Below are 26,146 nucleotides of genomic sequence, written 5' to 3'. Positions count from 1 at the left end.
GTGCACAAAGGATGTCGCGTGAATACCGCAGATGCCTTGCAGGTCCAGGCTTACCACACTCACGATGTTACCGAGCAGATCCGCGTCACACCTGGGTGGCAGCAGCACTACCGGCAAATGTCGCCGGGTCATTTCAGCGGCGAGCTGCGCTGTCTGGGACTGGACGGGCTGCAGGTGTACGAAGAGCGGCTCAACACCCGGGTGGAACAATTCTTTCGACCGCCTTCGGGCTCGCTGACCTTCTGCTTCGACCGAAGCGAGAACAACCTGTACCTGCTCAATGAGCATACCCGCAACATCTGGATCACCCCCGAGCACTACCAGGAAGTGGCCGTGGTGTTCGAGCAGGCCTTCCTGCTCAGCCATGGGCTTAACCTCGAACGCCTTGATGGCCTGTTCATGGTGCCGCTGGGCAGCGGGCAAACGGCGCTGTTCAGCAGTTGGCTCAGCGCCACGCTCACCCACCTGGGGCAGTCACAGGGCTGTGTGCAGGGGCAAGCCCTGGCCGAGCAACTGCTGCAGGATTGCCTGTTCATTCTGGATAACGCCTGCCAGCGCCTGCAGGGCGTGGCATTGGGGCAGCGGGGGGAGGCAAGGGCCATCATGCGCCGTGTCAGTGACTGGGCCGCCGATTGCCCCGAGCAGACCCTGAACCTAGTCGAGCTGGCCAGCGTTGCAGGCGTTTCGCTGCGCCAATTGCAACAGGCATTCAAGGCCTTCACAGGGATGACCCCTGCGCACTGGATGCGGCTAAGACGCCTGAACGGCGCCCGGCGGGATCTGCTCAATGGGGCCAGCGGCACGGTGGCCGAAGTAGCGATGCGGTGGTCATTCTGGCATTTAGGAAGGTTTTCAAACAGTTACAGGCATTTGTTCAAGGAACTTCCCAGCGACACGCTGCGGCGCGCCAAGAGTTGAGCAGCCCCCGCATTACGGCAGGACGGTCCTCGGGTGTTTGGTGCCTGCATCAGGGCGATAAAGTTGCTATCGTGCCGCCCTTATAAACACCTGAGGTGCCGATGTTCTACCTGCCTTTGCCCAGCGACCAGGCCGACAACCTCGCCGCCGGCACCTGTGCCGATCCACTTGTCTCTGCCAGTGTGCTGCAAGCGGCTGCCGTGCTGTTTGTCCAGCGTCTGGCCAGTCAACGGACGCCGCTCACGGCCGACGCCCAGGAGCGGCGCTTCGCCGAGGTGCTGCGCATTGCCCAGCAGGTCGAGCAGGCAGCGCCCGGGCGTTTTCAGGCGCAGGTGCAGCAGCAATTCGACCGCGAAGTGTTCGCCATGGGCCTGGGCATGCTGGGCGAAAATGGTGTTGCGCTGTTGTCGCCTGAGGTTGCTCATGCGCCGGACGAGTTGCTGGACGATCAGGGGCAGTGGAACTACCAGTTCGCCGATCTGTACCGGCAGCGCGTCACGCCCCTGCATGCCGTACACCTGCCGTCGCTGGCCAGCGATCTTAGGCTCAGTGATCAGCAAAACCGTCTGTTGCGTGAGTTTCTCAGCGGGGTGGACGAATCGGTGGCTGTGCAGGGGTTTGCAGGCACCGGCAAGACCTTTCTGATTCATCAGTTCGCCAGGTTGCTCGATCCGCAGCGCACCTTGCTGCTGGCCCTGACCGAGGGGCAGCTGCGGGCGCTGCAGGCGCGGGTAAAGGATGCAAAGGCCTACACGGCCATGACATTCGGGCAACTGGCCGATGAGCTCTTGAACCGTGATCTGACCCGCACCGGCTGGCGATTGCGTGACCCGTACCGCACCCGGCAGTCCTGGCGACCGCAGGAGGCGCAGATCGTGCGCTGGCTCGGCTTGCCCGACGTCGGGCCGCTGGCCGCCGTCGACGTGGTGGGCGTTTGCGTACGCGCGGTGCGCGCCTTTTGCCACAGTGGCGACGCGCAGATTGACTTGCACCATTTGCCGTCGTCCGTACCGGGTATCACGCCGCTGGACCAGCACGTGCTGCTCGAAACGGCGCGCCGTTACTGGCAGGCGCTGATCCGCCCCCCGGCCAGGGATATTCAGTTGCCGCTGCGCGATTATCACCGGGTCAAATTGCTTGCCCTGACCGGCTACCTGATCGATGCGCGATATACCCACGTCATCGTGGACGAAGCCCACGAATTGTCAGCGCCCATGCTCGAGGTGCTCGACCGTAGCCCACAATCGGTGATTGCGCTGGGTGACGAGTTGCAGAACCTCAATGGCCTTAGCGCCCATCATGGTGGGTTCATTCGTCAACGCTACATCGACCATTCATTGCGGGTCGGGCCGGCCATGGACAATGTGCTCAACCCGTTGATTCAAGCGCATCCGGCTGCCATCCAGGCCGCGTTCAGCGGCAGTGCCGAGCATTACACACGCGTCAGTTTCTTCGACAGCGTGACCGTGCCCCAGCAGCCCACGGCCTTGATCGTCGAGGACGAATGGGGCCTGTTCGGTTGGTTCCAGCGCCTGACGCATCTTGGCGTTGCGTTCGTGATGCTGCACGGGGCACGCAAGGACTTCGAGCTGTTTGTCGAAGACTGCATCGAACTGTACCGCCACGGTACTCGGCCGCGGCACCCGATGCTGTTCCGGTACGCCAGCTGGCAGGCGCTGGCCGAGCACAAAGGGGACGACAAGGCGTTCATCGCGGTGGCTTCGATGCTGGGCAAGGGATATACCTCGCAGCATTTTGCCAAGGCCAAGAGCCGCTACCGCTGGGACAAAGCGCCCAAGCTGTTCCTGGGGCGGGTCAGGGATGTGAGGAACATGGAGTTCGCGCGGGTGATGGTGTCGCCAGAGCTGATGGTGCCGCAACAGGTGACAGGCAACCGCAACGAGCGCGCCCGGCTGCTGGCGGGGTTGTATACGGCGTGTTCCAGGGCTCGGCACGAGCTGATCGTGCCAGGTGGGATGCTCGATTGGGTGAAGGATCAGGGGCGGGGGTGATGGTGGGTGAGGGTAAGTGGGTTGTCAGGCGCTGGGCCCGATCTGCATAGTAGGCTCAGAGCCAGTGCTGTCGATCTCCCACGGGGACCGCATAACCGTGATACTCGCGTAAAGCCTGTGTGACAATTGCACCTCATCTGCGAGTTGCCGGGTCGCCGGGCCGGTCGCGGCAGGCCCCCGGATTCAGCTCGCACTCTAGATCGCCGGGGCCGCGCAGCGGCCCCCGACGGTGTAAAACGCGAAGCTAAACCCCCATCACCGTCACAACACGGCACCCAAGCCAGACAGCGCCTCAGTTGCGATCCAACCACACCGTCTGCACATTGGTGAACTCACGCACGCCAAAATGCGACAGTTCACGCCCGAACCCGCTTTTCTTCACCCCGCCGAAGGCGACACGGGGGTCGGAGGCGCAGTAGCCATTGATGAACACCGCACCGGTCTCCAGCGCCGACGTCATGCGCTCGGCCAAGGCATAGTCGGCGGTGTAGATGGTCGAGGCCAGGCCAAACTCGCTGTCGTTGGCCAACGCCACGGCATGGTCGGCATCCCGCGCGGTGGTGATCGCCGCAACCGGGCCGAACAGTTCCTGCCTGAAGGCTGTCATCTGCGGCGTCACATCCCCCAGCACGGTCGGTGCGTAAACGTTGGCCACACCTTCGACCTTGTGCCCGCCGAGCAACAAAGTAGCGCCCTCGGCAAGGCTGGCCTGCACCTGGCCATCGAGCTCGTCGCGCAAATCGTAGCGGGCCATGGGTCCGATATAGGTCGCCTCTTCAAGCGGGTTGCCCACCTTCAAGGCTTGCGTTGCTTCAACGAACTTGCGTGTGAAGGCCTCGGCGATGCTCTGCTCGACGATAAAGCGCTTGGCGGCCGCGCACACTTGCCCGGTGTTCTGGTATCGCCCGATCACTGCTGCCTGCACGGCTGCATCCAGATCGGCATCGGCCAGCACGATAAAAGGGTCCGAGCCGCCCAGTTCCAGTACGCACTTCTTCAGCGCAGCACCGGCTTGAGCACCGATCGCCATGCCGGCGCGCACGCTGCCGGTCAAGGTCACCGCCGCAATGCGCGGGTCGTTGATGGCGCGAGTCACACCGTCCGGTGTCACGTTGAGCACCTCGAACACACCCTCTGGAACGCCCGCATCCTTGAACAGCTTGTCCAGCAGGTAGGCGCTGCCCATCACATTGGGGGCATGCTTGAGCACGTAGGTGTTACCCGCCAGAATCGCCGGTACCGCGCCGCGCAGCACCTGCCAGACGGGGAAGTTCCAAGGCATCACGGCCAGGATCGGGCCCAACGGGCGGTATTCGATGCGGGCTTTTTCGACCTGGGTCGCTTCAGGCGCGAGCATCGCGGGGCCGTGCTCGGCGTACCAGCGGCATAGCCCCACGCACTTGCTGACTTCACCCCGGGCCTGGGTGATGGGTTTGCCGATTTCGCGGCTGATCATCTGGGCAAACGTCTCTGCCTGAGTCTCCAGGGCGGTGGCCAGCGCCAGGAGGTGCTCGCTGCGCTGATCGGCCGACAGCCGGCTCCACTGGCCGTAGCCGTGCTTGGCCCGCGTTAGCGCAGCTTCGAGCGCGGCATCGGTGTCGAACGGGTAGGCGCCGATCTGTTCGCCGGTGTACGGGTCAAGGGAGATGGCGTGGGTCTGGCTGCTGATCGCATTCATGGCGGGACACTCTCGCTGTAGGTATGCAGTGGGCTCAGACTAGTGGGCTAGGGCTTTAATGAAAACTGAATAATAATGAGCCACTCATTCACGTTTGGAGAAAGCCGTGGACCTGATACAACTTGAGATGTTCAAGGCAGTCGCCGAGCAAGGCAGCATCAGTGCAGCGGCGCAGCATATCCACCGGGTGCCCTCCAACCTGACCACGCGCATCAAGCAACTGGAAGAGGACTTGGGCGTAGACCTGTTCATTCGCGAAAAAAGCCGCTTGCGCTTGTCCCCGGCCGGCTGGAATTTTCTGGAGTACACCCGGCGCATCCTCGACTTGGTCCAGGAGGCGCGCAGCACGGTGGCAGGGGAGGATCCGCAGGGCACGTTCGCACTGGGCTCCCTGGAAAGCACCGCGGCGGTGCGGATCCCGGCCGTGCTGGCAGCCTATAACCAGCGCTATCCCAAGGTGGACCTGGATCTGTCCACGGGACCGTCCGGCACCATGCTCGAGGGTGTTCTGTCGGGTCGGCTGGTGGCCGCGTTCATCGACGGGCCGGTGTTGCACCCGACCTTGGAGGGCATGCCGGTCTTTGAAGAAGAGATGGTGATCATCGCGCCCCTCAACCACGCGCCCGTGACCCGGGCGCAAGACGTGAACGGCGAAAACATCTACGCCTTTCGCGCCAACTGCTCGTACCGGCACCATTTCGAGAACTGGTTCGTCAACGATCAGGCCGTCCCACGCAAGATCCACGAAATGGAGTCCTACCATGGCATGTTGGCGTGCGTCAGCGCCGGTGCAGGCTTGGCCATGATGCCGCGCACGATGCTGGAGAACATGCCAGGGTGCAGCACGGTCAGTGCCTGGCCGATGTCTGAAGACTTCCGTTACCTCAAGACCTGGCTGGTCTGGCGCCGTGGAACGGTCTCGCGCAGCTTGTCAACGTTCGTGAATCTACTTGAAGAAAGTATCTCATCTACCTGATTCAAAATGATTTTGAACGATTCTTACAGCGACCAGTCTAGGCATCCGTTGCCGGCTCGATGCGTTGGACCACTATGCCAGGGCCTTGGATATGGAAAGCGGTCTAGCGCGCCTATCCAGCCCAATCCAAGTAGTAAACGGCTAAGGAACACGAGAAGTGATAGCAATCTACTTCCAAGTTCCTATACAACTGACCATAATCCGGCAATTATTACATCGTGTGACCGAAACATGAGATTCGGTTACCAAAAATTTCGAGAGGTCAAAGCCCCAGGCCGTCCAGTCGATGCTCAGCAGGCTGATGCAACCGACTGACCCAGGGTCCAGACTTCCAGCTGTCGCACTTACCATCAGGAGATGTCATAGATGAAATCCCGTATCGCTGCTTCGTTGGCTGCCGCCGTGCTGGCCTTCGCCGGGGCGAACCTGGCCCAGGCTGCTCAGGTTTCCGGCGCTGTCGGTGTTACCAGCCAAGGCGACATGACCTACCGTGCAGGCTTGTCCTTCGACTGGGACAAGCAGTGGTTCGAAACCAGTGTTGGTCACCTGACCGGCTACTGGGACGCGGGCTACACCTATTGGGAAGGCGGTGACGCCAGCGGTGCCCACTCGCTGTCCTTCAGCCCGGTGTTCACCTATGAGTTCAGCGGCTTCACCTACACCCCCTACATCGAAGCGGGTATCGGTATCGCGGCATTTTCCAAGACCCGTGTCGGCGACCAGCGCCTGGGCTCGTCCTTCAACTTCGAAGACCGTATTGGCCTGGGCTTGAAGTTGCCGTCGGAGCAGAAGGTCGGCATCCGCGCCATCCATTACTCCAACGCCGGCATCCGCCAGCCTAACGATGGCATCGAGTCGTACTCGCTGTTCTACAGCAAAGGCTTCTGATGAACAGCCCGGCTCGGCGGCTGCGTTGCCGCCGAGCCGGTCGAGTGCCTGTCAGAAGGTGTAGGCCACCCCGGCCTGCACCGTACGCGGCGCGCCGGGATAGGCGTAGGTGTTGAACGAGCCTTCGTCATAGCCCTTGTTGAACAGGTTCTTCACGTCCAGGTTCAGGCGTACGTGCTCGTTCACCTTGTAGAAGCTCAGCAGGTCCACCACGCTGTAGCGCTCCATGGTGTAGGTGGTGGTTGCGGTCTGGCCGGCGCGGTCATCCACATACTTCACCCCAACGCCCAACCCGAGCCCCTTGGCCAAACCGTCCTGAAACTCGTAGGTGTTCAGCAGGCTGAAGGTATTGCGCGGGATATTGGCAAGGCGCGTACCGCTGGGCAGGCTGGTGTCCTTGGTGACTTCGGCGTCGACATAGGAATAGCCACCGATGACGCGCCATTCGGGGGTCAGGTTGCCTGCCACATTGATATCCAGCCCGCGGCTGCGCACTTGGCCTGCGGCCACCTTGAAGGTGTTGGTAGGGTCGCTTGGATCGTTGGCCAGGACATTTTCCTTGATGATGTGATAGACCGCGGCATCCGCGCTCAGCTGGCCATCGAGCGACGCCCACTTCAACCCCAGCTCATAAGACTTGCCCTTTTCCGGATCGAAGCCGCCACCGCTGGCGGGCGTGCCGGTGTTGGGCTTGAACGAGCGCGCGGTATTGGCGTACACCGCCAGGGTATCGGTCAGGTCGTAGATCAGCCCAACGCGCGGCGTGACGCCATTTTCCCCTTTGCTGAAGTCGCGGTTGGTGGGCATCTTGTCGTCGTAGTCATGCTCGAAGCGCTCCAGGCGTACCCCGGCCAGCGCCTTGAGACGTTCGGTCAGGGCCACTTGGTCCTGAATGAAGAACGCCCAGGTTTGCAGGTTCTCCTTGTCCCAGGTGGTGGTGCGCGTCAGGGCAGGGCGAGGCTGGCCCAGTACCGGGTGATAGATATCGATGGGGTAGGTACCATCGCGCGCCGAGGAGCGCTGGATGATGGAGTTGTAATCGTAGTTCTCGTATTCGACGCCGGTCAGCAAGGTGTGGCTGAACGCGCCTGTGTCGAAGTGCCCCGTCAGGTTCAGTTGCCAGTCCCGGTCGGTCCACTGCAGCTTGCGCCAGTTGAAGTTACGCTCCAGGGTGCGGCCATCCACCGGGGCCTTGTTGGCCTCCACGGCGTTGCCGTGCAGGCTGCCATCAAGGAACTGGAAACCGCCAGCCAGCGTCCAGTCCTGGTTGAGCAGATGCTCGAAGCGTACCTGGGCCATGTTGTTGTCGTTGTGCAGCAGGTTGTCACTGCCCTTTTCCCAGATGTAGGTGTCTCGCGAGGCACTGCGCGGTTGGCTAGCGTAGCGGGTCAGGCCACGGTCGAGGGGGTGGTTGTTGCGCATGAAGTCGCCTTCGAACACCACCTTGGTGCTGTCGTTGACCTGCCAGCTGAGTACTGGCGCTACGTCATAGCGCTCGCCCTGCACATCGTCACGGAAGCTGTCGCCGCCTTCGCCCAGCACATTGAGCCGGTAGGCCACGGAGCCATCCTCGTTCAGCGGCCCGGTGGCATCGAGGGTAGCGCGGTGCATGCCTTGGTCGTCGAACTGACTGCCCAGGGTCACTTTAGGGTCTGGTAGGGGTTGCTTGCTGACCACGTTGAAGGTGCCCCCCGGATCGCCACGGCCATACAGGCTGCTGGCCGGGCCGCGGATGACTTCCAGGCGCTCGACCGTGTTGGCGTCGGGCGCATTGGGGTAGCCCCGGTTGATCGGGAACCCGTTGCGGTAGAACTCGCCAGTGGTAAAGCCGCGCACCGTGAAGGTGGTAAGGCCCTGGCCGCCGAAGTTGTTGGCACGGCCTACGCCGCCGGCATAGTCGAGCCCGTCCTGCAGGCGCGTGGCGCCCGTATCCTGCAGGACATCCTTGGGCACCACGCTGACCGACTGAGGCGTCTCGTGCAGTGCCGTGTCAGTGCGCGTGGCGCTGGCCGAGCGACTGGCCTTGTACCCCTCGACCGGGCCATCGACCCGCTCGGCGTCGGCACTGCCGGTAATGCTCAAGGCTTGAAGTTCGATTTGCGCGGTGTCGGGCGGGGAGGCCGGGTCGGCAAACGCCAGGGGGGAAACGGCGTGAAGTACACAAAGCGAGACGAACGTGCGACGCATCGACAGTACGATCCTAAGTAGGGCGCTGAGGTTGGAGGTTTAAACGCGCCGCGAAAAATACTATGAATCATTATCAAATGCATCTGTTTCGGTTTACACCTGTGCTCTGTATGCGCAGGCGGTAATGAGCAGGTCGCTAGCCAGCTGTCATCCATTTGGTCAGGCCATTACGGCCGCTTACGCCTAGCTTGGCAGCGGCGCGTTTTAGATAGGTCTCAACAGAACTGTTCTTTACATTCAACCGCTGGGCCAGCTCAGGGACAGTGCAGCCGCCCAGCAAGCCCACGCACACCTCCTGTTCGCGCGCCGAGAGCTTGACCGACGCCTGAAGCAGGCGCCTGCCGAAGACTTGCTGCAGTCTGCCGACCTCCGCGTCATCCAGCGCCTGGCCGATCACTTCGGCGCCGTCATGGCCGAGCAATTGGCCGTGATGTTCCACGAGCGGCAGCAAGGTGCTCGAAAGGCTTTTGAGCTGCGACAGCTCTGCCAGCGAAAAGCGTCGCTCGCTGGGCAACCGGTAGGCACTGATCACCCAGCGCTTGCTGCCGCTGCACGACACCAGGTGGCATTGATGGGCCCGCCGCAGGTTACGCGGATTGCTACCGTCGGGCGCCTTGAACTCGATGAGCAACGGGTCGTGCATCCGCTCGATCGACTGCAGCAGGGGCTGAGGCGCGCGTGAACCCACCTGCCTGGCATGCACACCGGCGCGGCCGAGCACTTCGACGCGGCTGTCCGTCAGCTGCGGTGCATCGAGGGTCCATTCACTGATCTCCAACCCGTCGATGCTGACTTGATCCTGTACCAGGCGAAGCATCTGTTCGGCGAAACAGGCGCCTCCGGTCAGCGCGATCAATTCACCCAGTTGCAGGTAGAGGTGAGGGTCCGGGCGGTAGTCGGAGCGAGCGTTCAACATCATGTCGATGGGTTCCTGAGGCCTGCTGGGGTTGCGTCTGCCCGTGCAACCACATTGCAGCCGGGCAGGGTGTAGGGGCGTATTCAAGCCCGCTGGCTGGAAAGCGTCTGTAGTGGGATTCAGGGACAGAAAATGCCAGCAAAAGGTGGTAGGCGCAGGTCAACTGAAGCGCGGGGGAACGCTAGGAAACGGGCTATATGCCAGCAAATTGGCGTCAGAACGGTGGCTCATGGGACCTGAATGCAGCGAATACGGTATGCCGTGAGCCATCGTCGCCGGCCCCGTGTAGGTAATCTCCTACAAGGATTTCAGCAGCCCGCGTTGCTTCCAGGTCTGTCCGGGTTTAATGGGCCATACACAGCAGGCGACCGGTGTTTGAATCCCACGCTGACCCCTCAGAAGGACCTGACCGATCATGCCTGCCGCCAACCTTTTCGACCTGACCGTTGCCCAGCGGGATATCTGGCTGGAGCAACTCAGCCAAGGCTCGTCCCCGCTGTACAACATTGGCGCCTATGTCGCGCTGGAGGGGCAGGTGGACAGGACCAGGCTGGCGCAGGCACTGGACCATCTGGCTAGCCTGCACGATGCCTTGCGCACCACCTGGGTGCAGGACGGTGGCTTGGCACAGCAGCGTTTCGCCACCCAACTGCCCGTGAAATTGATGTGGGACGACCTGCAGGCTGAGGCCCACCCCGCCGATGCCGCCCTGAACCTTCTCGACGCCTGGATGCGCAGCCCTATTGCACTGGAGCAAGGGCCACTGTGGGAGGCCAGGCTGATCAGGCTGAGCCCCCACGAGCACCTGCTGGCCTTGCGCGCCCATCACCTGGTGCTCGATGGGTGGGGCGTGGACCAGTGGTTCAAGCAACTGGCCGACCTCTACCACAAGCTCGAAGACCACCAGCCGTTGCCCGCCAGTGCGCCCTCGTACTGCGCCTACATCGAGGATGACGCCCGTTATCAGGCCTCGGCACGTTATCAGCGAGACCGTGACTACTGGCTGGCCAGGCTTGCCCAACTGCCCGACCCCCTGCTGCGGCCTAACCCGTCGGCCCTGTCGCTGGAGGGCTCACCTAGCCATGCGGATGACCTGGCGGTTGCGCCTGACCTGATGCGCAACCTGCGAGCGCTGGCCAACACCCTGGACGTGTCGCCGTTGCCCGTGTTGCTGGCGGCACTGCACGTCTGCGTCTGCCGCACGTGGCAGCGCGATCAGTGGATGGTCGGCTTGCCGGTGCGCAACCGGGCCAACGCACAGTTCAAGGCGACCCTGGGATTGTTCACCCAGGTCAGCCCGCTGCGCATGGACTTTGGCAGGAACCTGTCCTTCGCGGGCCTGATTCAAGCCATTGCCGCTACGCTCAAGCAGGACTTTCGTCATCAGCGCTACCCGCTGAGCGCGCTCAAGCGCGACCTCGCCGCGCAACATGAAGGGCGCACGCAGTTGTTCGAGCTGCTGGTGTCGTTCGAAGAAGACACCAACGCACTGCGAATCGGCGATGCAGCAGGTGCGACGGTCATGATCTGCAATGGCCATGAACCCTCACCCTTGAGCATCCATCTGCGCTGCAACACCCACGCAGGCACGGCGCGCCTGCACCTGGTGCACAGCCGCGCCTGGTTCAGCGACGAACAAGCCGAGGCCATTGGCGCACGGTTGCTGCACGTGCTGGAGCAGGGGCTGGCCCAACCCCAGGCCCTGGTATCGGCCTTCGACATGCTGACTGCACCCGAGCATCAACGCCTCAAAGCATGGAACCTGACAGCCCCGCCGGCGACCGACACTGCGCCCTGCCTGATTCAGCAACGCATCGAGCTGCAAGCCCGCACTCGTCCGCAAGCCCTGGCAGCCTGTTTCGGCGACCAAACCTTGAGCTACGGTGAGCTTGACCACCGCGCAAGCGCCCTGGCCCAACACCTCGCCAGCCTGGGCGTGGGCCCTGAACGGCGCGTGGCGGTGGTCGCCCAGCGAGGGCTGGAGACCCTGGTTGGGCTGCTGGCGGTGCTCAAGGCAGGCGGCGCCTACGTGCCGATCGATCCGGCTCACCCGGCAGAGCGTATCGCTTACCTGTTGCAGGACAGCGCCCCGCACGCGGTCCTGACCCTTTCGCGGTTCGCACCGCGCCTGCCCAAGCACGGCAGGCTACAGATCGAACTGGACAACCCGTCGTGGCCCACCGAGCCCGTAGCCAGTTTCTCATTCGCACCGCAAACGAGTACGGATTTGGTCTACGTCATCTATACCTCTGGCTCCACCGGCCAACCCAAGGGGGTGATGGTCGAGCAACGCATGTTGGCCAACCTGGTGGACTGGCACTGCACCCAATTTGCGCTTGGCCCAGGTCGCCATCAGTCCAGCGTGGCCGGCTTTGGCTTCGACGCCATGGCCTGGGAGGTCTGGCCAGCGCTGTGCAGTGGCGCCACTTTGCACCTGGCCCCCGTGCGCGAGGGCGCCGAAGACGTGCACGCCTTGCTCGCCTGGTGGCGGGCGCAACCGCTTCACGTCAGCTTCCTGCCCACACCGATTGCGGAGCTCGCCTTGGCCCAGGGGATGCCTCATCCAACGTTGGAAACCCTTCTGGTGGGCGGTGACCGCCTGCGACGACTGGGCCCAGCGCTGACGTACAAAGTGATCAACAACTATGGCCCGACCGAAGCCACGGTGGTGGCCACGTCAGGCCAGGTGCTGCCGGGTGGGTCATTGCACATCGGCGTCCCGATTGCCAACACCCAGGTGTATGTGCTGGACGGCCAGGGCCAGCTGCTGCCGCCCGGCGCGGCCGGCGAGCTGTACATCGGTGGCCAGGGCGTGGCCAGGGGCTACCTCAACCAGCCGCAACTGAGCGCCGAGCGCTTCGTACAAGACCCGTTCAGTAGCGCGCCTGGCGCCCGGCTTTACCGGACCGGTGACTGGGTGCGCTGGTTGCCCGACGGCACGCTTGAGTACCTGGGCCGCAACGATGACCAAGTGAAGATCCGCGGCATGCGGGTGGAGCTTGCGGAGATCGAAGCCGCCTTGAGCCGTCACCCGGCGGTAAGCGACGGCGTGGTCATGCTCTGCGAGGGTCAGCTGCATGCCTGGTTCACGGCGCCCTATCCGGTCATTCCCAGGGCCTTGCACGATCATCTGCGCGACAGCCTGCCTGTCGCCCTGCTGCCGGTCGCTTACATGCAGGTCGCCCACTGGCCCTTGACTGCCAATGGCAAGCTCGACCGGCGCGCGTTGCCTCCAGCCAATGACACGGCCATGGTGCGGCACGAACACGAGCCGCCAGAAGGGGAGATGGAGCAACGCTTGGCCGCGCTCTGGAGCCAGTTGCTGCACATCGAGCGCATCGGCCGCTACGATCACTTCTTCGAACTGGGCGGGCATTCGCTGCTGGCTGTCCAACTGATCGAGGGCATGCGCCAACAAGGCTTGCAGGTCGATGTCCAGGTGCTGTTCGGGCAGTCGACCCTGGCAGCGGTCGCCGCCAGCACCAGGGCCACCGAGTGCGTGCAGACCCCCGCGCCTTGCATTGCGTCGGGTTGCCAGCGCATCGAGCCCGGTATGCTGCCTTTGGCCACGCTGGGTCAGGCAGCGCTCGACCGCATCGTAGCGGGGGTGCCGGGTGGCGCGGCCAATGTGCAGGAAATCTACCCCTTGGCGCCCTTGCAGCAGGGGCTGCTGTACCACCACCTGACGGACACGGTCGACCCGTACCAGCAGCAGGCTGTGTTCTCGTTCGCCAGCGAGCACCAGGTGCGCGACTTCGCCGCTGCGTTGCAGCATGTAGTGGAGCGCCACGACATCCTGCGCACAAGCTTGGCCTGGGAAGGGCTGGAGACGCCGCATCAGGTGGTCTGGCGCCATGCCCGCCTGCCGGTCGAACGATGGCAGGGGCCTGAAGGGCAGTGGCGTGAGCACTATCATCCCAGCCGGCGCCCGCTCAGCCTGGACAAGGCCCCGATGCTGGCGCTGGTGTGCATGGATGCACCTGAACAGGGCCGTTGGCTGGCGCTGCTACGGTTTCACCATCTGGTCAATGACGCGGTGTCGTTGCAAGTGCTACTGGGTGAGCTGGAGGCCTGGATGGCAGGGCAGGGCGCGCAATTGCCAGCGCCTGTGCCGTACCGGGATTACGTGGCGCTCACTAACCGCGCCGAGCGCCAGGCCGCCCACCGGGCATTCTTCACCGAGCAATTGGCGGGTTTGGAGCCGCAGCAGCCCTTGGCAGGCTGGGGCGGGGCGGCGCTCGATCAGGCCGACCTCGAGAACGCCAGCCGTGACCTGCCCGCCGCCACGGTTGCCGGCCTGCGCACCCTGGCAAGGGCGCATGGCGCCAGCCTGGCGAGCCTGCTGCACCTGGCATGGGCCCATGCACTCGGTAGCCTGGGTGGGCGCGACCAGGTGGTCGTGGGCACGGTATTGCTGGGGCGCAGCATGGCCGGCACCGGCGCCGACCGGGCGCTGGGGATGTTCATCAACAGCTTGCCACTGCGCATCAACCTCAATGGCTGCACGCCAGCGCAGGCGTTGGCGGACACCCATGCTCGCCTGGCGGCGCTGCTGGCCCATGAAGATGCGCCGCTGATCCTGGCTCAGCAATGCAGCGGTCTGCCGGCCGGCAGCGCACTGTTCGATAGCCTGGTGAACTACCGCCAGGGTGCCGTGCCATTGGGCGAGGTCATGCCGGGTGTCGCGCTGGTCGAAGCCAGTGAAGTGACGAGCCATGGCTTGGTATTGACGGTGGACGACCCGGGAGACTGCCTGCAATTGGCCGTGCGCGCCCCGCGTGCGCTCGGAGCGCAGCGTATGCTGGACTACCTGGACACGGCGCTTGAGCAGATCGGCCAGGCATTGTCGGCCCCGGCGTCCGGTATGCTCCAGCAGCTATGCCCGGTGCCTGCACGGGAGCTGGCGTTGATGCTCGAGTACTTCAACGCCACCGAAGATCCCACCAGCCCTGTTCACCACACCCTGCCAGCGCTGTTCGAAGCCCAGGTGCAACGTACGCCCTGGGCCATCGCCCTGCAGGCCGACGGCCAGAGCCTGGACTACCAGACGCTGAACGAACAGGCCAACCGCCTGGCGCATCACCTGATCGGCCTGGGCGTGACACCTGACAGCCGCGTGGCGGTGTGCATCGAGCGAGGTGTCAGCCTGATGATCGCATTGCTCGGGGTGCTCAAGGCAGGCGGCGCCTACGTGCCGCTGGACCCCGAATACCCGGAAGAACGGCTGCGCTTCATGTTGCAGGACTGCGACCCGGTCACGGTGCTGGTGCACGGGGCCACGGCAGGGCTGTTCGCGCCGCTGCAACAGCCCACCCTGAACCTGGACCGCTGTGATGTGAACGAGCGCCCCAGCACCGACCCTCAGGTGCCAGGCCTCGGCCCACAGCACCTGGCCTATGTGATGTACACCTCAGGTTCCACCGGCACGCCCAAGGGCGTGATGATCGAGCATCGCGGCCTGTGCAACCTCATGCACTGGGGTTCGCAGATCCGGGCCCCACGCGCGGGTGACGCATTGCTACAGCGCGCCCCGTGCACGTTCGACGGCTCGGTCTGGGAGTTGTTCTGGCCGTTGACCGCGGGCTTGCGCCTGGTCCTGGCTCGCCCTGGCGGGCACCGGGACCCTGGCTACCTGGTGGAGCTGATCAAGGCGCAGCATGTCAGCATCGTCAAGTTCGTCCCAGCGCTGTTGCAGCAGTTCCTCGATCAGCCAGGTGTGCAGGGGTGCACCCGCCTCACCGACATCTTCTGCGGAGGCGGCGACCTCACCCCAGCGTTGCTGCAAAGCCTTCGCGAGCGCTTGCCTTGGGTTTGCGTGCATAACGTGTATGGTCCCACCGAGGCCACAGTCGACAGTACCGCCTGGTCGTTGCCGGCCCATGCGCCATTGCCGGTGCAGGCACCGCCCATCGGCCGTCCGATCCCCAACACCCGCGTCTACGTGCTCGATGAACACGACCGCCCGGTACCGCTGGGTGGCGTGGGCCAGTTGCATATCGGTGGAGTCGGCGTCGCGCGCGGCTACCTGGGCCTGCCTGAGCTTCAAGCCGAGCGCTTCATCCCCAGCCCCTTCGTCGACGGCGACCGGCTCTACCGCACAGGCGATCTGGTGCGCTATCGAGAAGACGGCGACCTTGAGTTCATGGGCCGTAACGACTTCCAGGTCAAGCTGCGCGGCCTGCGTGTGGAGCTGGGTGAAATCGAAGCCTCGCTTACCGCCCACCCGGCGGTTGCGCAGGCGGTGGTGCTGATGCGCGAGGAGCGCCTGGTGGCCTACTTCACCCTGTGCGACGACCAGCCCGCGCCGGCCCTCGAAGCCCTGCGCGGTCACCTGCTGGCCTGCATGCCGGAGTACATGGTGCCACAGGCCTTCGTGCGCCTGGCGCAGTTGCCCTTGAGCGCCAACGGCAAGCTGGATCGACGCGCCTTGCCCGAGCCCGGCGCCGATGCGGTCATCAGCCGTGCCTACCGTGCACCCGAAGGCGAGCTGGAAGCGGCCATGGCAGCCATCTGGGCCGAGTTGCTCAAGATCGAACAAGTGGGCCGTGACGACAACTTCTTCGAGCTGGGCGGGCATTCATTGCTGGCCGTGAGCTTGGTGGCGCGCCTGCGCCAGGCCGGGCTGCATGTCGATGCCAGGGCGCTGTTCACCCAGCCCACGCTCTCGGGGCTCGCCGCCAGTACCCAGGCGCAGCCTGAACAGGCCGTCATCGCGCCTACCACCATCCCAAGCCTGGGCAAACGCAGGCGCCTTTGACGCCAGGCCCGGGGCCAGCCGGCCCCGGCAATCGTTTGCGCAGTTGTCCCCACTTCCCATGTCAGACCGGCCGGTCGCGTTGCTTTAGCGTGTCGGCCATCAACCCTTCCAGGCAAAGCAGGATGCTTACCGATGCACTTCAGCGAACTGATCAACGCACTTTCCACCCGTCCCATCCGTCTGCAGCGTGAAGATCAGGACCTGATCGTCCTGGGTGACGATCAGACGCTGGACGACCCGTTGTGGGAGGCGTTGGCCCGGCACAAGCCGGCTTTGCTGGAGATGCTTGCAAGTCAGGATGACGATTGGCTCAGCCCAGCATTTCGGGTCACCCCGGACATGCTGCCATTGGTCAGCCTTGACCAGGTGGCCATCGACCGTATCGTCGACAGCGTGCCGGGCGGCGCCGCCAACGTACAGGACATCTACCCGCTGGCACCCCTGCAGCAGGGCATGCTGTACCACCACCTCTCGGCCCAGGACGGCGACCCCTACTTGTCGCAGGTGCAATTGCGCTTGGCCAGCAAGGCGCACCTCGATGCCTTCGCCGATGCCCTGCAAGCGGTCATCCAGCGCCATGACATCCTGCGCACTGCCGTGCATTGGGAATACCTGGACGAGCCCGTGCAGGTGGTGTGGCGCGAAGCGGCCCTGGTGCGTGAAGCGTTGCCGTTCAAGGGCCATGACGCACTGGCCGAGCTGTGCGAGCGCCTCGCCCCACGCCGGTATCGACTGGACCTGCGCCAGGCGCCCCTGATGCACCTGGCCCATGCCCAGGGTGAAGGGCAGACGTGGGTGGCGCTGCTGACCTTCCATCACATGATCATGGATCACACGGCGCTGGATATCGTGCGCCGGGAAATTCAGGCGCACCTGGCCGGTACTGCCGCCCAATTGCCCGCGCCGACGCCGTTCCGCAACCTCCTGGCGGCGGCGCGCCAAGCCCTGGACGAACAGGCCCATACCCAGTTCTTCGAGCACATGCTGGCCGATATCGACGAGCCGACCCTGGCCTTCGGTGCCCAGGCAAGCCCCGAGCAGCGCCTGCAGCAAGCGCGGGTGACCTTGCCGACACCCCTGGCTCGGCGCCTGCGACAGCAAGCCCGGCAGCAGGGGGTCAGCCCAGCCAGTGTCCTGCACCTGGGCTTCGCCCGTTGGGTGGGGCAGCTGGCCGGGCGTCAGGCAGTGGTGTTCGGCAGCGTATTGCTGGGCCGCATGACCGCCGGGGAGGGTGCTGAGCAAGCCTTGGGAATGTTCATCAACACGCTGCCGCTGCGTATCGACCTGGCAGAGGTGGGGGTCAAGGACGGCTTGTTGCACACCCACCGTCGCCTGACCGGCCTGCTGGCCCACGAGCAGGCGTCCCTGGCCCTGGCCCAGCGCTGCAGCGGTGTGGCGGCGCCCACGGCCCTGTTCAACAGCATGCTCAATTACCGTCACAGCGACGCCGGCGATGCCGCCGAGATCATTCCTGTGGCGCCGGGCATCGACATTGTCGGCGCCCAAGAGCGTACCGATTACCCGTTGACGGTGAGCGTCGACGACCTGGGCGATGACCTGCGCCTGACCGTGCAGAGCCTGCCTCAGTGGGATGCCGCACGCTTGTGCCAGCAGTTCCAGCAGGTGCTCGCCAATCTCGTGCACGCCCTGGAACAGGCGCCCGACACGCCCTTGCTGCACGTGGCCGTGCTGCCAACGCAGGAATTCGATCAGGTGGTGCGTCGCTTCAACGACACCGCCTGCACTTATCGCCAGGGCGACACCGTGCACGCACGGATCGAAGCGCGTGCGCGCATAGCGCCAGACGCCATCGCGTTGCGTCAGGACGGCCAGGCACTGAGCTACGCCGTGCTCAACCAGCAGGCCAATCAGCTGGCCCACCGGCTGCTGGCAGAAGGTGTGGAGCCAGGCCAGCGCGTAGCCCTGTGCCTGCCGCGCAATGCCAACAGGCTGGTCGGCATGCTTGCGGTGCTCAAGGCCGGTGCGGCCTACGTGCCAGTCGACCCCGCTTACCCCGCAGACCGTATTGCCTACTTGCTGACCGACAGCGCGCCCGCCTGGGTGCTGGCCGAGTCCGGCATCGAGGGCCTGCCCACGGGCGTACCGCGCATGGACCTGGACCAGCCCCATGCCGACGCCCCTACGCACGACCCTGTAGTCACGGGTCTGGATGATCGGCAACTGGCCTACCTCGTCTACACCTCTGGCTCGACCGGCCAGCCCAAGGGTGTGATGGTCGAACACCATGCCCTGGCCAACCTGGTGGACTGGCACTGCCAGGCCTTCGACCTGGACGAGCACGGCCATGCCTCAAGCGTGGCCGGATTCGGTTTCGATGCCCTGGCCTGGGAGGTATGGCCCTGCCTGTGCGCCGGGGCAACATTGCACCTGCCGCCGGCCGATCTTGGCAATGAGCATGTGGAGGCCCTGCTCGACTGGTGGCTGGAGCAGCCGCTGACGGTGAGTTTCCTGCCAACGCCGGTGGCCGAGCACGCGCTGCGCCGCGAGCGCCAGCACCCGACCTTGCGCACCCTGCTGGTGGGCGGCGATCGCCTGCGCCACTTCGAGCGCGACCCAGGCTTTGCGTTGGTCAACAACTACGGCCCTACTGAAACCACGGTGGTCGCCACTTCTGGAGAACTGCGCCCTGGCGGTGCCCTCCATATCGGCACCCCGATCGCCAACACCCAGGTCTACGTGCTGGACGCCGGCCTGCAACCGGTGCCCGTGGGCGTCGTAGGCGAGCTGTACATCGGGGGTGCCCAGGTGGCGCGGGGCTACTTCAACCGCCCAGAACTGACGCAATCGCACTTCATCAAGGATCCGTTCAGCGATGATCCCCAGGCACGCCTGTACCGCAGCGGTGACCTGGTCCGCTGGAACACCGACGGCACGCTGGACTACCTCGGGCGCAATGACGATCAGGTGAAGATTCGCGGCGTGCGCGTCGAGCTGGGTGAAATCGAGGCTGCGCTCAAAGGCCAGCCCGGTGTCGAAGACGCCGTGGTGCTGGTGCGCGACGGCCGGCTGCTGGGTTGGTACACGCAAACCCAACCCCTTGAGCCGCTGGCGCTGCGCGAGGCCTTGCAGGCCTGTCTGCCGGCGCAACTGGTGCCGGCGGCAGTGACCTGCCTCGATGCGCTGCCGCTGACCCGCCATGGCAAGCTCGACCGCCGTGCGTTGCCAACGCCGGACACCGCCAGCCTTGCGGCCAGCGCGTTCGAAGCCCCGCACACCCCGACCGAAACGGCCATGGCCGCGATCTGGGCCGAGGTGCTGCAGGTCGACCGGGTAGGGCGCCATGACAACTTCTTCGAGCTGGGTGGGCACTCGTTGCTGGCGGTCACGCTGGTCGAACGTCTGCGCCGGGCTTCGCTGGTGGTGGACGTGCGCGTGCTGTTCGCCCAGCCCACTGTCGCCGCCCTCGCCGCTGTGGTCGGCGATAGCCCGGCCCAGCAGGTGCCGGCCAATCGCGTGCCGACGGGCGCGCAGCGCATTACGCCAGACATGCTCAGCCTGATCGCGCTCGAGCAACCCGTGATCGACCGCATCGTTGCCCAAGTGCCAGGCGGCGCGGCCAACGTTCAGGAAATCTACCCACTGGCGCCGTTGCAACAGGGCGTGCTCTACCATCACCTGAGCGCAGAGCAGGGCGACCCCTACCTTTTGCAGACATGCCTGGCATTCGACAGCATCGAGCGCCTGCTGGCCTGGGCCGGGGCCCTGCAACAGGTCATCGACCGCCATGACATTCTGCGCACCGCCGTAGTGAGTCATGGCTTGCCGCAGCCGCTGCAGGTGGTGTGGCGCAAGGCCGAGCTGGGCGTCTTTGAGGTGACCGACCTGGCCGAGGGTTCGAGCACCTCGCGCATCGACCAGTTGCAGGCGCGCTTCGATGCCCGCCATCACCGCATGAACCTGGGCCAGGCACCCCTGGCGCGGCTGCACTACAGCCTGGACCCTGACAATCACCAGGTGGTGGCCGTGTTGCTGTTCCATCATCTGGCACTGGACCATACGGCCCTGGACGTGGTGCTGTTCGAGATGCGCGCTTTGCTGTTCGGGCAAGGGCATACCCTGCCGCCGGCCGTGCCGTACCGCAATTACGTTGCCCAGGCCTGCCTGGGCGATGAAAGCGCCCACGAGGCCTTCTTCAAGACCTTGCTGGCCGATATCGATGAGCCCACCCTGCCGCTTGGTCATGCCGACGTGCAAGGCGATGGCGCTGGCATCGAGCACGCCCTGCTGCCGCTCGACCACGGCCTGGCCCAGGGTCTGCGTGCCCAGGCCAGGCGCCTGGGGGTGAGCGCTGCAAGCCTGATGCACGTGGCCTGGGCCCGTGTGCTGGGGGTGCTGGCCAACCGCAGCGATGTGGTGTTCGGCACGGTGCTCATGGGGCGCTCGCAAGCAGGCGAAGGCGCCGACCGCGCGCTGGGCATGTTCATCAACACCCTGCCACTGCGCGTCGATACTGCCGCCGGGGTAGAGCAGGGCGTGCTGGCCACGCACCGCCACTTGTCGGCGCTGCTGGCCCACGAGCATGCGTCATTGGCACTGGCCCAGCGCTGCAGCGGCGTGGCGGCCGGTACGCCATTGTTCAGCGCATTGCTCAATTACCGCCACAGCACCGACCCGGCAGCCCAGGCAAATGATGGGCTGTGGGAGGGCGTGCAACTGCTGGGGGCAGAAGAGCGCAGCAACTACCCGCTCACCCTCAGCGTCAACGACCTGGGAGATGACTTTACCTTCAACGTGCTGGCGTTGATCGACATCGGCGCGGCGCAGGTTGCCGGGTGGATGGCAATGGCCGTGGCGCAGTTGGTTCGGGCGTTGGAGCACGAACCGCAGGTCAGCGTTCAGCGCCTGTCCATACTGGACGACGGGGCGCGCGAGCAGGTACTGGGCGGCTTCAACGGGACCGCACAAGCGTACCCCCAGGGCCAGACCGTTCATGGCTTGATCGAGGCCCAGGCTGCCGCGGTGCCCGATGCCACAGCGGTGTGCCAGGGCGCTTTGACCCTGACCTACGCCCAGCTCAACCGACGCGCGAACGCGTTGGCCCATCGACTGATCGCAGAGGGCGTAGGCAAGGGTGAGCGCGTCGCCTTGTGCCTGGATCGCACGCTGGACCGTATCGTCGCCTTGCTGGCCGTACTCAAGGCCGGGGCCGCCTATGTGCCCGTGGACCCGGCCTATCCGGCCAGCCGTATCGCCTACCTGCTCGAAGACAGCGCACCGACCCTGGTACTGGCCCAGACCGATATCGGCGGCCTGCCGCCGCACATGCGCCGCCTCGACCTCGACCAGCCGGATGCGGGCCTGAGCCGTGCCGACAACCCGCACGTGGCGGGGCTGACTGCCACTGACCTGGCGTACCTGGTGTACACCTCAGGTTCCACCGGCCAGCCCAAAGGCGTCATGGTCGAGCACCAGACAGTGACCAACCTTGTCCACTGGCACTGCCAGGCATTTGCCGTGCAGGGGGGCACACGCACCTCCAGCGTGGCTGGTTTCGGTTTCGACGCCATGGCCTGGGAAGTCTGGCCAGCCCTGTGCGCGGGGGCCACGCTGCACCTGCCGCCGGCCTGCCTGGGCAATGAGCAGGTCGAGGCGTTGCTGGACTGGTGGCTCGAACAACCCCTGGCGGTCAGCTTCCTGCCGACGCCTGTGGCTGAACAGGCGCTGCGCCGCCCACACCAGCACGCCACGTTGCGCACCCTGCTGGTGGGCGGCGATCGCCTGGGTCAGTTCAAGCAGGACCCAGGATTCACCGTGGTCAACAACTACGGCCCCACCGAATGCACTGTGGTCGCCACCTCGGGTGCGTTGACACCCGGCGCAGCCCTGCACATCGGCATGCCCATTGCCAATACCCGTGTCTACGTGCTCGATGCCCTGGGCCAGCCTGTGCCGGTCGGGGTCACCGGCGAGCTCTACATCGGTGGCGCGCAAGTGGCGCGAGGCTATTTCAACCGGCCGGACCTGACCGCAGAACGCTTCCTGCGTGACCCGTTCAGCCGCCTGCCCAACGCCCGGATGTACCGCAGCGGCGACCTGGTGCGCTGGAACGGCGATGGCACGCTTGACTACCTGGGCCGCAACGACGACCAGGTCAAGGTGCGTGGCGTCAGGGTGGAGCTGGGTGAAATCGAGGCCGCGCTCAGGGCGCAGCCCGGTGTCGGCGATGCCGTGGTGCTGGTGCGCGGCGAACGCTTGCTGGCCTGGTTCACCGAGACGTCTGCCGTCCAGGTGAGTAACCTGCGCCAGGGCTTGCAGGCGTGCTTGCCGGGTCAGCTGATGCCCCAGGCCTTTATCCGCATTCAGGCGCTGCCCCTGACCAGCCACGGCAAGCTCGACCGTCGCGCGCTGCCCGAGCCACAGCCCCATGACCTGGTGCAGCAGGGGTACGAGGCCCCGCTGGGTGAAACCGAGGCCATCATCGCCCAGGTCTGGGCCAACGTGCTGGGCCTGGAGCAAGTCGGCCGGCACGACAATTTCTTCGAACTGGGCGGGCATTCGCTGTTGGCCGTGAGCCTGATCGAGCGGCTGCGCGAACAAGGCCTGGCCCTGGATGTGCGCGTTTTGTTCGCGCAACCGACGGTGGCGGCACTGGCCGGGGCGCTGGGCACAGCCCGTCAGGTACGCATCCCTGCCAACGGTATCCCGGCCCACTGCGCCCGCATCACCCCGACTATGCTGCCCTTGTTGACGCTGGAGCAGGCTGCGCTGGACCGCATCGTCGCTGCAGTCCCCGGCGGCGCGGCCAACGTCCAGGATATCTACCCACTGGCGCCGCTGCAGGAGGGCATTCTCTATCACCATCTCAGTGCAGACGGTGTCGACCCTTACCTGCTGCAATGGCGAGTTGCCTTCGATTCGCTGCAAAGGCTGCATGCCTTTGCCCAGGCCCTCGACCAGGTGGTGGCCCGCCACGACGTGTTGCGCACGGCGGTGCTCTGGGATGGCTTGCCCCAGCCGGTGCAGGTTGTACTGCGCTCGGCGAACCTGGCGTTGATCGAGGTGACAGAAAAGGACGCGATGCTCGACGGCCAACGCATCGAGCTTGCCTCGGCGCCGCTGATCCGGCTGTTGCATGTGCATGATGCGGCAGGGGTGCAGGTCGTGCTGCAGTTCCACCACATCGTGCTCGACCACACCGCCATGAAAGTGGTGCTGGCAGAGATTCGCGATCACTTGCACGGCCAGACGCCGGCAGGGGCGCCGGTGCCTTACCGCAACTATGTGGCCCAGGCTCTGCTGGGTATCAGCGAGTCCGAGCATGAGGCGTTTTTCAGGACCGAACTGGGCGATGTCGATGAGCCGACGCTGCCCTATGGGCTTGCCGGTCTGCAGCACCAAGCCAGTGATTTCGAGCTGGCCAGTACCGAATTGGCCCTTGAGCAGTATCAACGGCTGCGGGCTCTGGCCCGCCAGTGCGGGGTGAGCGCCGCAAGCCTGGTGCACCTGGCCTGGGCGCGGTGGGTCGCGGCCACCAGTGGCAAGGACGACGTGGTCTTCGGCACCGTGCTGCTCGGGCGGCTGCAAGGCGGCGAGGGCGCCGACAGGGCATTGGGCATGTTCATCAACACCCTGCCGCTGCGCCTGGACCTGGCAGGGCTGGACGTACGGGCAGCGCTACAGCTGACCCACCAGCGCCTGGCTGCGCTGCTGGTCCACGAGCACGCCTCGCTGGCGCTGGCCCAGCGCTGTAGCGGCGTGGCTGCACCCACACCGCTGTTCAGCGCGATGCTCAACTACCGTCACGGCGCGACCGAGCAAGAGCAGCAGGCGCGCGACCAGGCCCTTGAGGGTATCGAAGTGCTGCCGGCCGGTGGGCATGGCAACTACCCGATCAGCGTCAACGTCGACGACCTGGGCTCAGGGCTGCGCATCACCGCTCAGGTGTGCAGGCCCATTGGCGCACGGCCGCTGTGCGAGCAATTGACGCATGTGCTGGTCGAGCTGCTGGAGGCGCTTGAACGGCGTCCGGCCCTACCGGTGCACAGCGTGTCACTGCTTGACCCTGCGGCGCGCGCAGCGGTGCTGGGTAACCACCGCGCCTGCCCACATGACCTGACGCAGACCCTGCACGGTCTTTTCGAAGCACAGGCCCGGCGCAGCCCACAGGCCATCGCGCTGGTGGCCGAAGAGGGCGAGCTGAGTTACGCCGAACTCGATCGACAGGCCAACGGCCTGGCTCACCATCTGCTGTCGCTGGGCGTACAGCCTGACGACCGCGTTGCGATCTGCCTTGAGCGCAGTGCCGCGCTGGTGGTAGGCCTGCTGGGCATCCTCAAGGCCGGCGCGGCCTATGTGCCGATCGACCCTGGCTACCCCGCCGAGCGCATCGGTCACATGCTGCGCGACAGCGACCCACGCGCGGTGCTGGTGCATCGCGCTATCGGCGAGCTGGCGCTGCCCACCCAGGCGCCCAGGGTGGACATGGACGCCGCTCAATGGGGGGAGCAAGCGCATCTGGCTCCCCTGGTGCCAGGGCTCACTGCACGCAACCTGGCCTACGTGATCTACACCTCCGGCTCCACCGGGCTACCCAAGGGCGTCATGGTCGAGCACCGCAACGTGGTGAACCTGGTGCACTGGAGCCAAGGGCAGTGGCCGCTCGCTGCGACCCAGGCTGTACTGCACAAGACGCCGATCAGCTTCGACGCCTCGGTGTGGGAGCTGTTCTGGCCGCTGTGCAGCGGCTTGCGCCTGGTGCTTGCCCGCCCGTTGGGCGAGCGCGACCCGGACTATCTGGCGCGGTTGATCCAGGCACAGGAGGTAGGCGTGGTGCAGTTTGTGCCTGCGCTGCTGCAGCAGTTCCTCGACCACCCTGGCAGCCGCCTGTGTTCAGGGTTGACGGACATCGTGTGTGGGGGCGGGGAGCTGACCTGTGCGCTGGCCAGCCAAGTGCGCGAGCAGTTGCCCCAGGTGCGTCTGCACAACGTCTACGGCCCCACCGAGACCACGGTCGATTGCAGCGTCTGGACACTGCAGCCCACTGCCGCCATCCCCGTCGCTGGCCTGCCCATCGGAAGCCCGGTGGACAACACCCGCTTGTATGTACTCGATGCACACGACCAGCCAGTGCCGCCCGGCGTTGCCGGGCACCTGCACATAGGCGGTGCTGGCGTTAGCCGCGGGTACCTGGGCTTGCCCGAGCAGCAAGCGGAGCGGTTCCTCGATAACCCCTTCGTCGAGGGCGAGCGGCTTTACCGCAGTGGCGACCTGGTGCGCCTGAATGCTCAGGGCGAGCTGGTCTTCCTCGGCCGCCTCGACCAGCAGATCAAGCTGCGCGGCCTGCGGATCGAACCCGGCGAGATCGAAACCTGCCTGCAGCGCTTGCCTGGTGTGGACTCCGTGGTAGTGCTCGCGGTGGACGGCACCCGGCTGGCTGCCTGGTACACCGGTGACCCGCAGGCCCCCGAGGCACTGCGCCAGGGCTTGCTCGAGCACGTGCCCGAGCACATGGTGCCCGCGGTGTTCATTCACCTGGATCGCTTGCCTTTGACGCCCAATGGCAAGCTTGACCGCAAAGCCCTGCCCACCCCGGACAGCGTGTTGCAGGCACGGGCCTTCGAGGCGCCGGTAGGTGATACCGAAGCCCTGCTGGCCCGCCTGTGGGGCGAATTGCTGGCGGTGCCGCAGGTGGGCCGATACGATAATTTCTTCGAATTGGGTGGCCACTCGCTGTTGGCCGTCACCCTGACCGCTCGGCTGCGCCTTGAAGGCTTGCAGGTCGATGTGCGCACCTTGTTCGGCCAGCCGACCGTAGCGGCCCTGGCGGCCACGCTCACGGCCAGCCGCCAGGTCC

The 26,146-nt window shown here is 65.1% G+C and carries 8 protein-coding genes and 2 pseudogenes; 7 read left to right on the top strand and 3 right to left on the bottom strand.

What is annotated here, in order from left to right; genetic code table 11:
- Positions 1-18: 18 nt before the first annotated feature.
- Both B2J77_RS11145 and B2J77_RS11140 read left to right on the top strand, forming a co-directional pair.
- Complete coding sequence (locus B2J77_RS11145; RefSeq protein ID WP_058639237.1) at positions 19-918, top strand: helix-turn-helix domain-containing protein; 900 nt, start codon at positions 19-21, stop codon at positions 916-918.
- A 101-nt stretch (positions 919-1,019) separates the two neighbouring features.
- Positions 1,020-2,930 (top strand): AAA family ATPase, encoded by a 1,911-nt coding sequence (locus B2J77_RS11140; protein WP_058639238.1) that lies wholly within the window; start codon positions 1,020-1,022, stop codon positions 2,928-2,930.
- Between the two features lie 292 nt (positions 2,931-3,222).
- Here B2J77_RS11140 and B2J77_RS11135 read toward each other — a convergent pair whose 3' ends face one another.
- Positions 3,223-4,608 carry an aldehyde dehydrogenase family protein gene (locus tag B2J77_RS11135; protein ID WP_058604545.1) on the bottom strand — a complete coding sequence of 462 codons (1,386 nt, stop codon included), beginning with the start codon at positions 4,606-4,608 and terminating at the stop codon, positions 3,223-3,225.
- A 106-nt stretch (positions 4,609-4,714) separates the two neighbouring features.
- Between B2J77_RS11135 and ptrR the strand changes: the two genes are divergently transcribed.
- Positions 4,715-5,584 carry a putrescine utilization regulator PtrR gene (gene ptrR / locus B2J77_RS11130; RefSeq protein WP_058639239.1) on the top strand — a complete coding sequence of 290 codons (870 nt, stop codon included), beginning with the start codon at positions 4,715-4,717 and terminating at the stop codon, positions 5,582-5,584.
- A gap of 366 nt (positions 5,585-5,950) precedes the next feature.
- On the top strand, positions 5,951-6,472 hold the full coding sequence (locus tag B2J77_RS11125; protein WP_058604547.1) for an acyloxyacyl hydrolase: 522 nt from the start codon (positions 5,951-5,953) through the stop codon (positions 6,470-6,472).
- A 51-nt stretch (positions 6,473-6,523) separates the two neighbouring features.
- Here the strand turns inward: B2J77_RS11125 and B2J77_RS11120 are convergent, their stop codons facing one another.
- Both B2J77_RS11120 and B2J77_RS11115 read right to left on the bottom strand, forming a co-directional pair.
- Positions 6,524-8,659, bottom strand: a complete 2,136-nt coding sequence (locus B2J77_RS11120) for a TonB-dependent siderophore receptor (protein ID WP_078478654.1) — start codon at positions 8,657-8,659, stop codon at positions 6,524-6,526.
- A gap of 136 nt (positions 8,660-8,795) precedes the next feature.
- Entirely contained in the window at positions 8,796-9,578 is a 783-nt protein-coding gene (locus B2J77_RS11115) for a helix-turn-helix transcriptional regulator (protein WP_078478653.1), read from the bottom strand.
- A gap of 412 nt (positions 9,579-9,990) precedes the next feature.
- On the opposite strand from B2J77_RS11115, the gene B2J77_RS11110 reads away from it, so the two are divergent.
- The 3 genes and pseudogenes from B2J77_RS11110 to B2J77_RS21905 all read left to right on the top strand — a co-directional run.
- On the top strand, positions 9,991-16,332 hold the full coding sequence (locus B2J77_RS11110) for a non-ribosomal peptide synthetase (protein WP_078478652.1): 6,342 nt from the start codon (positions 9,991-9,993) through the stop codon (positions 16,330-16,332).
- Positions 16,333-16,464: 132 nt separating this feature from the next.
- Positions 16,465-22,911 (top strand): annotated as a pseudogene (locus tag B2J77_RS21910) (amino acid adenylation domain-containing protein); the annotation flags it as partial.
- 114 nt (positions 22,912-23,025) lie between these two features.
- Positions 23,026-26,130: pseudogene (locus B2J77_RS21905) on the top strand (non-ribosomal peptide synthetase); the annotation flags it as partial.
- Between the last annotated feature and the right edge of the window lie 16 nt (positions 26,131-26,146).

The sequence above is a fragment of the Pseudomonas parafulva genome, assembly GCF_002021815.1.
Classification (GTDB): Bacteria; Pseudomonadota; Gammaproteobacteria; order Pseudomonadales; family Pseudomonadaceae; genus Aquipseudomonas; species Aquipseudomonas parafulva_B.
The sequence above is the reverse complement of the archived record's forward strand: the minus strand, read 5'-3'. Positions and strand labels throughout refer to the sequence as shown.

What these genes read in the sequence shown, in the direction of transcription:
- B2J77_RS11140 (WP_058639238.1), top strand. Translation starts at nt 1,020, where the DNA reads ATGTTCTACCTGCCTTTGCCCAGCGACCAGGCCGACAACCTCGCCGCC.
- B2J77_RS11135 (WP_058604545.1), bottom strand. Translation starts at nt 4,608, where the DNA reads ATGAATGCGATCAGCAGCCAGACCCACGCCATCTCCCTTGACCCGTAC.
- B2J77_RS11125 (WP_058604547.1), top strand. Translation starts at nt 5,951, where the DNA reads ATGAAATCCCGTATCGCTGCTTCGTTGGCTGCCGCCGTGCTGGCCTTC.
- B2J77_RS11120 (WP_078478654.1), bottom strand. Translation starts at nt 8,659, where the DNA reads ATGCGTCGCACGTTCGTCTCGCTTTGTGTACTTCACGCCGTTTCCCCC.
- B2J77_RS11115 (WP_078478653.1), bottom strand. Translation starts at nt 9,578, where the DNA reads ATGATGTTGAACGCTCGCTCCGACTACCGCCCGGACCCTCACCTCTAC.
- B2J77_RS11110 (WP_078478652.1), top strand. Translation starts at nt 9,991, where the DNA reads ATGCCTGCCGCCAACCTTTTCGACCTGACCGTTGCCCAGCGGGATATC.